The organism is Marinobacter antarcticus (genome assembly GCF_011049865.1).
GTDB classification, from domain to species: domain Bacteria; phylum Pseudomonadota; class Gammaproteobacteria; order Pseudomonadales; family Oleiphilaceae; genus Marinobacter; species Marinobacter antarcticus_A.
The window spans coordinates 1-6045 of sequence record NZ_DRGY01000124.1 but is presented as its reverse complement, the minus strand read 5'-3'; the positions used below and the strand labels follow the sequence as shown (position 1 = coordinate 6045).

The 6045-nt window shown below is 54.0% G+C and carries 4 protein-coding genes and 1 pseudogene; 2 read left to right on the top strand and 3 right to left on the bottom strand.

Annotated features, from left to right (window positions below; all coding sequences use genetic code 11):
• Positions 1 to 221 precede the first annotated feature (221 nt).
• Positions 222 to 1028 (bottom strand): alpha/beta fold hydrolase, encoded by an 807-nt coding sequence (locus ENI00_RS15220; RefSeq protein ID WP_304104246.1) that lies wholly within the window; start codon positions 1026 to 1028, stop codon positions 222 to 224.
• A gap of 88 nt (positions 1029 to 1116) precedes the next feature.
• Between ENI00_RS15220 and ENI00_RS15215 the strand changes: the two genes are divergently transcribed.
• The gene (locus ENI00_RS15215; protein WP_304104244.1) at positions 1117 to 1791 is read left to right on the top strand and encodes a LysE family translocator; all 675 of its coding nucleotides are present in this window, start codon (positions 1117 to 1119) and stop codon (positions 1789 to 1791) included.
• A gap of 108 nt (positions 1792 to 1899) precedes the next feature.
• Here the strand turns inward: ENI00_RS15215 and ENI00_RS15210 are convergent, their stop codons facing one another.
• Positions 1900 to 3207: a carboxylate--amine ligase gene (locus ENI00_RS15210; RefSeq protein WP_304104242.1), complete on the bottom strand. Its 1308-nt coding sequence runs from the start codon at positions 3205 to 3207 to the stop codon at positions 1900 to 1902.
• 211 nt (positions 3208 to 3418) lie between these two features.
• Between ENI00_RS15210 and ENI00_RS15205 the strand changes: the two genes are divergently transcribed.
• Positions 3419 to 5407: a hypothetical protein gene (locus ENI00_RS15205; RefSeq protein ID WP_304104241.1), complete on the top strand. Its 1989-nt coding sequence runs from the start codon at positions 3419 to 3421 to the stop codon at positions 5405 to 5407.
• A gap of 4 nt (positions 5408 to 5411) precedes the next feature.
• On the opposite strand, the pseudogene ENI00_RS15200 reads toward ENI00_RS15205, so the two are convergent.
• Positions 5412 to 6045, bottom strand: a pseudogene (locus tag ENI00_RS15200) (sodium:solute symporter); the annotation flags it as partial.

The following is a 6045-nucleotide window of genomic DNA, read 5'->3' as shown; positions in this document are numbered from 1 at the left end:
TGGCCACCACCGGAATTCAGAAAGGCCACATGGCACTTCATGCAAAAAACATTGCGGTGATGGCCGGTGCGCTTGGCGCAGAGATTGATGCCGTAGCGAAAGACCTGGTTCGGCTAGGGAAGGTGAGGGTAGACATAGCTGAAGACCTGCTCAACAAACTTCGGGGGTAGCCGAATCAAAGCGGCAGAAGAGCGGATTCTTCACCCGGGGTCTTTAAACCTTTACCGATTCACGTATCGCTCAACAAAAGCAGTGACAAGGTCGGTTACAGCCTCGGGCTTTTCCTTATGGGGAACATGGCCGCAGTCAGGCAACAGCTCCATCACGCCAGGGCCAGCCGGCAGTGAGGTATAAAGTTTCGGATGCGCTTCCGAGCCAAACTCATCGTCCTCACCGTGAATCGCCAGAACGGGACAACGCACATTGGGCAGTGTTTCATGCAAAGTCCAATGACTGAACGCGTCTGAAAGCCAGGTATTAACCCACGCGTTTAGAACCCAGTTTGCCTTCTCGCCGTGGTATTTTTTCAATCGGTCTAACTGGCCGTGCTGCGCAAACGCCTGCGCTGCATCACCTATTCCGCTAACCGTGCGATCTTCCACGAACGCTTGGGCCGCTTCGGTGATGAGCGCGGCGCAGTCTAAAGGGAAAGCCGCTGCGCACGCCGCAGCCATGGCACCGCCAACGCTGTGTCCAAAGGCGATAAAATCGTCTACCGCGAGTTCATTGCGTATAGCCGTAAAAGGGCCGCTCGCTTCATTATGGATGAAGTCGGCTTCCAGTGTGTCGGCGCGTGGGCACGACCGCCCGAAGCCCGGCCGATCATAAGCTATGACCCGACGCCTGAGGGCCAGCGCCAGGGTTTCGGGAAAATCACGCCACAGCTCGACGCTGCCAAGCGAATCATGAAAGAGCACGACAGGCGCCGAGGCGGAGTATCTGAAATCGTCCGCCGGCGTCCAGCTCTTCACGTAGAGGTTGCCGACAGACGTCGAAACATATTGTTCGTGTGTTGAGATCGAAGGCATGGGTCTCTCATTCTTGTCAGAGGCATAGGCGGTTCAAGAGGCAAGATAATTCAGGACAGGCTGGGATGGAAGAGATGGATGAATTACCATGGTTTTTACCGAATTTTCCTTCAATCGCTATGAGCACAACGACGTGTCATTTTTGAATCTTTCTTTATTGTCTGCTTTTATCCCGACCTTTTTTATGGTCTCGATCACACCGGGTATGTGTATGACTTTGGCATTGTCGCTGGGGATTACAATCGGGGTAAGGCGCGCGATGTGGATGATGGCAGGAGAGCTAATAGGCGTGGGCGTGGTTGCGGCCACCTCGGCGGTGGGCGTTGCAACGTTTATGTTGCGCTACCCAACGGCGTTTGAGATTTTCAAATACGCTGGCGGTGCTTATCTGATCTGGCTAGGGATTCAGCTGTGGCGGTCTCGGGGTAAAATGGCCATGCCTGAAAACAACGCAGAGCCAAGTACTGCATCCCGGTGGCAATTGGCAACACAAGGATTTGTTACGGCCGTGGCCAACCCCAAAGGTTGGGCGTTTTTCGTGGCTTTATTGCCGCCGTTTATTGATAGTGACCTGCCCATGGCACCGCAACTGGGTGCTTTGGTTGTTATTATCCTCACTCTTGAATTTATATGCCTGCAACTCTATGCGCACGGCGGCCGAACGCTGCGTAAGGCACTGAAAAAAGGCGGCAGTGTGCGCCTGGCGAACCGAATTTCCGGCAGTTTGATGATACTGGTAGGCGTTTGGCTGGCACTGGGTTAGTGGCTTTTTTGGTGTGCCCGTGAATATAACAAACATCACAGTAAAACCCATGGAGGGTGCGCGTGCTTGGTGTTTCTATCCAAGAAACACCAAGCACGCGCCTATTCGCTAAACGTAAAAGTCCAACTCTTCCTGAGCTTTCAGCAAATCCCGCATTTTGATGGGATCGTCTCCAAAGAAGAAGAGCAGGCCCCAATGAGTTCCGAAGGCTGACCGGTCAGGCACGGTTTCTTCCGTGGGCGCAACCAGTTCGTGGGACTCAAAGTAGGGATGGTCAACGGTTTCGCTGGGCATTTCCAGCTTGCTGACCACGCGACGCCTTGGGTACACGCCAAAGCATCCTGCGTAACCTTTCGCATCGACCACTTCCCGTGGGAAAAAGGCATCGACCTCTTCTTTTGTACTCTTGGGATCAAACACCAACATCGAGGCCTGGTAAGCGCTGAACCCATAGGCCCGTTCGATCAACTCGAACGCTTTGAACCCAGGCGGCCGGTAGGCAACTTCGCCAAAGTACATCTCGCCGTCTGCGGTGACAAAGTACTCGGGATGAATCAAACCGAATTTTATCTCGAATGTTTTGATCAGCAATTCGATCTGCTTGGTGATCGCATTGCGCCAGCTCTCAAGTTGTTCGGTCGCGGGCACAAACACCGAATAACCCAGCGTTACGTATTCGGAAATGTTAAGGAATTTGATTTTCCCATCGTGGATCCAGGCCTCTACGGCAAACTCCCAGCCATCCAGATGACTTTCCATTAGCAGTGGGTACTCTTCGTCCGGAATGGCGTCAATCTCTTCGATCTTCCGAATCATTCGGTGGCCGAGGCAACCGGCCTTGTCAAACGCCTTGACGTGAATCGGGTCGTCCGGATCGCCATCTAGCTTCAGCAGCGTCTGGTTAACGCGCTTCATGAAACGGACAATGTCTTCTTTTTCGTGAGCTTCTTCGAAGATGCCGACACGAATACCGCCAAGCTGTGCGCGGCGCTTCATCAACGCCTTATCGCGGAACAGAATTGATTGCCCGAACATGCGCGGGCTATCGAGGAGAACGGAGTTGATCGCACCGGACCACTCAACGGTTTCCTCAAATAGCGGTATCGCCACGTCAACGCCTTCCGCTTTCAGCCTTTGTGCAATCTCCAGAGACCGATCATTCAGACGAACAAAATCCCAGGGAATGAAGGGTATCTTGTTCGCCGTACAGAAATCCGCTGCCCAATCCGGAGCAACCACTATGTAGCGCCGGTCAAACTTCTGCGCGGCCTTGATTGCATTAACGCTCCAGCCAAGCAAAGCAATGTAGCCTTTGTTCGGATCTTTGGGCGTCTCGGTTCCTTTCACTGAATCCATGTTCGGATCCAGCCAGGCTTTTACCTCTTGGGTTAAGTCTTTTTCTGATGTTATCGACATTCGTAGTTCTCCTTGCTGGTTAGCCCAGACAAACGGCGCCGGTATTGAAACGCACCCGAAAAATTGGGCGATTTGTCAGTGCCGTTCTACTAAATATAGTCGCCATCGTTACAATAAGAAACAAAATCCCCGGAATAGTTTGCTTCCAAAACGCCTTGAGAGCATCTTTGGGCGATTACAAACGGCTTACCGAACGGGCAAGGAAAACACGATGACGGATGCTGGCTCTGACCCAGAAATTAACGCTGATGTTGTAAGATTTGACGAAACCCTGGAGCAGCTTGCGCTTGCTCGCCAGACTTCCCCCATGGCGTCTAACGGGGACGTACTCGCGGCGGCATTGCCTGTTTTGCGAGCGTCCGACGGGCTTGATGCGTTATACGCCCGAGTGTCGTCAATGGAGGCCAAGGGCGTATTTGCCAACAGTGATTGGGGCAAACCTGCCATCCTCAGGCCCGCGCTTGCCGTGCGGACGTTACGCCAGGGAGGGCCGGACTACACGACTATCGAAGCCCTGAGCGAGCTTCGCCTGCTTGCGGTAGCCATGGGTGATTATCGGCATCCCGGAATCTCAGCAGAGCAGGCCCGTAATTTTCTGACCCAGGTGACGGCATTGAATCTGGACCTGCTGTCGGGGCAAATGAGCGAGGCCGATCGGGAACGGCCACAAGGGCTGGGGCAAATCGTCAATTCGCTTTATCAATACCTGCTCGGGAGGCTTGGTTACGAGAGCATTCTCGATAGCCTGGTCGATGAAGTAAGGCGCCTGTTGGCCCAACGCCCAATACAAACTGACAGCATCAAACAAATGGTCGGCCAGATCGCCAAATGCCTGTTTGATCCGGAAATAGAGACAGCAGGGATGGATAGGGCAGCGCGCCTTGTTCGCGCTTTGTTCGGCCCAACGATGGGCTGCCGCGACGATCCGGGTTTTTCGGTTTACAGCGAACGCCTGGCTGCTATGGACAAAAGTGCGCTCGGTGAAGAGGCGCGGGGCTTTGCCAGTGCAATGCTTGAGACAGGCATGGTTTCTCCCTATCATCCGATGCTGCTACGACACCTGCGAGGGCGTCAGGATGACCTTATACCTTTGGCACTGGGTTTGAGCAGCACCGGCAACGATGTTCTCCAATGCTATCGAGCGATTGTTCTCAAGCTGATCGACGAAGCTGTGCATCCGGAAACCTGCCAAGCGGTATACGGCCTTGCCATGTTTCTTGAACGTGGCGGTCTGTTTACCCCTCCACTGGCTTCAGGCCTGTGGCGGCAACTTGAACTGAAATTATGCCCGGCCGTCTCTGAAAAACTGAGTTCGGTTTTCGGCGATGCGCACCCGCCAAGGGTTTATCTGCTTGCGGGTGTCTTAAGCCTTCTAGGACAACCGCTGGGTGTAGGCCAGGGTAATAACCCCACGTGTCAGTCGGTCATCGGTCTTTCTATGTGGGCTTTCAACGATGCCGACTTTCTATTGCAGCTGGTAGCCTGGGCAGCCCGTGATGACGATGTCATCATGCGTTTCGAGGGGCAACAAATCACCTCGCAACATCTTGAAGCCGGCCTTGCAACAGAGCCTCCCACGGATGTGGACCCGGTTTCATTGATTCTGGTGGCTCACCTCGATCGCATTTATGGTGAGATGGGGCGTTTGTGCGGCGAGCGCGACGATGATCTGCACCGTTGGATCAACCCGGAAATGTATGGCTGGTGGGTAGGGCATGGATTTCTCAGTGTTATCAATCAGCAGACAGGAAAGATCCACGATTATGAGGATTTTGTCCGCCACTTTTATGCCTGCTATCACCCTTATTACAACGGCAATATACCCGTCATCCATCCGCAACCAGCGGGTATCGCAGTCACAGACAGTGGAGGGCGCCTCGTTGGACGCCACGCCATAACGATTATCCGGGTCACCCTTGATCGCCTTGGTGAGATGCGCCTCTACTTTTTCAATCCCAACAATGACAGCGGCCAGGATTGGGGCCAGGGTATTAACTGCTCTACCCAGAGCCACGGCGAGCGTCATGGTGAGGCTTCTCTGCCGTTTGCCGAATTTGCCTCACGTTTGTGCGTATTTCATTACGACTCGAGGGAATTGGGAGATACGTCTGCGGTGCCTGAGGTAGACGTTACCCGCGCCACAAAGCTCGGCCGAACCAGTTGGGCTGCAGGCTATGAGAAAGACGCGGAATGCCCATAGCTTTCTATCCCTCCAGACTGCGCACCCGCTGAGCCATTATGGAAAAATCAAAGCGTTTTCCTTTGGGTAACAACAGCAGCAGCAACGACACGGCGATCGGCACCAGCGATGCCAGCAGGAAAGCTTCCATCAGATAGGTGGTGGGAGCGCCGGGCGCAGGGAATACCACAAGCCCGGCGACCAGACCGCTTAAGGTGCTGAGTACGGCGTTATAGCCCTGGTAGCGGGCGTTATAGAAGCCGAAAAAGACCGGGAAAGCCGCCGCGCAGCAAAGCAGGTCGGCCAGCAGAAACAGGTAAAGAACGCTGTAGCCTTGGGCCGCGACAAAAAGCACTGGCACCGACAACATCACAATCAGCCAGCGCGATAATGCCAACAGATTGTGATTGGACAGCTTGGGCAGTAGCCGCCGTAAATCCACCACCATGATGCTCGTCAGCCCGCTGATGGTGGAGTCAGCGCTGCTCATTATAAGTGCCAGCCCGAACGGCAAAAGACCTATGGCAAACCACAGTGGCACATCGGCCAATAATACGCTGAATAGCGCAACCGAACCATCCCCCGGCAACCCCAGACCCACAAAAGCCAATCCGAAAAGACCCATTATAAAAATAATAGGAAAGCTCAGTAACCCGCTG